Origin of the sequence: Mesorhizobium sp. M7D.F.Ca.US.004.03.1.1, assembly GCF_003998635.1 — a bacterium.
Taxonomy (GTDB): Bacteria; Pseudomonadota; Alphaproteobacteria; order Rhizobiales; family Rhizobiaceae; genus Mesorhizobium; species Mesorhizobium loti.
Window position 1 is genome coordinate 1 of sequence record NZ_RZQG01001584.1, and the last position, 707, is coordinate 707.

Genomic DNA, 707 nt, shown 5'->3' on the forward strand with positions numbered 1-707 from the left:
GGGTTCGGTCTTCATCGACAACACCACGGCCTCGGCCGAGGTCGCACGCGAGCTAGCTGCGGCAGCGCAAGCTGGCGGTTTTTCGTTTCTCGACGCGCCGGTCTCCGGCGGCCAGGCAGGCGCCGAAAATGGCGTGCTGACCGTCATGGTCGGCGGCGAGCAGGACGCTTTCGACAGGGCCAGGCCCGTCATCGATGCCTATGCCCGTATGGTCGGCCTGATGGGGTCGGCCGGTGCCGGCCAGCTCACCAAGATGATCAACCAGATCACCATCGCCGGCCTCGTGCAGGGGCTGGCCGAAGGCATCCATTTCGGCAAGAAGGCCGGGCTCGACATCGAAAAGGTGATCGAAGTGATTTCCAAAGGCGCCGCCGGTTCCTGGCAGATGGAGAACCGCCACAAGACGATGAATGCCGGCAAATATGATTTCGGCTTCGCCGTCGACTGGATGCGCAAGGACCTTGGCATATGCCTGGCGGAAGCCGACCGCAATGGCGCCAAATTGCCGGTGACGGCGCTTATCGACCAGTTCTACAAGGATGTGCAGGCGATGGGCGGCAAGCGTTGGGACACGTCTTCGCTGCTGGCGCGTCTCGAAAAATAGGTTTCTGCGGTGGCAGCGCTCTCGCCTCAATCCAGTGCCGGAGAAATTGTCGCCCACCTGCGCACCATCGGCTCGGAGGAGAACCGCCTTGGCATGGTGCGCT

The 707-nt window shown here is 62.8% G+C and carries 1 protein-coding gene; it reads left to right on the forward strand.

Going from position 1 to position 707, the window contains the following annotated elements; translation table 11 throughout:
• Positions 1-604: NAD(P)-dependent oxidoreductase (locus EN935_RS38875; RefSeq protein ID WP_164771869.1), on the forward strand; the 604-nt coding region annotated here is incomplete at its 5' end.
• Between the last annotated feature and the right edge of the window lie 103 nt (positions 605-707).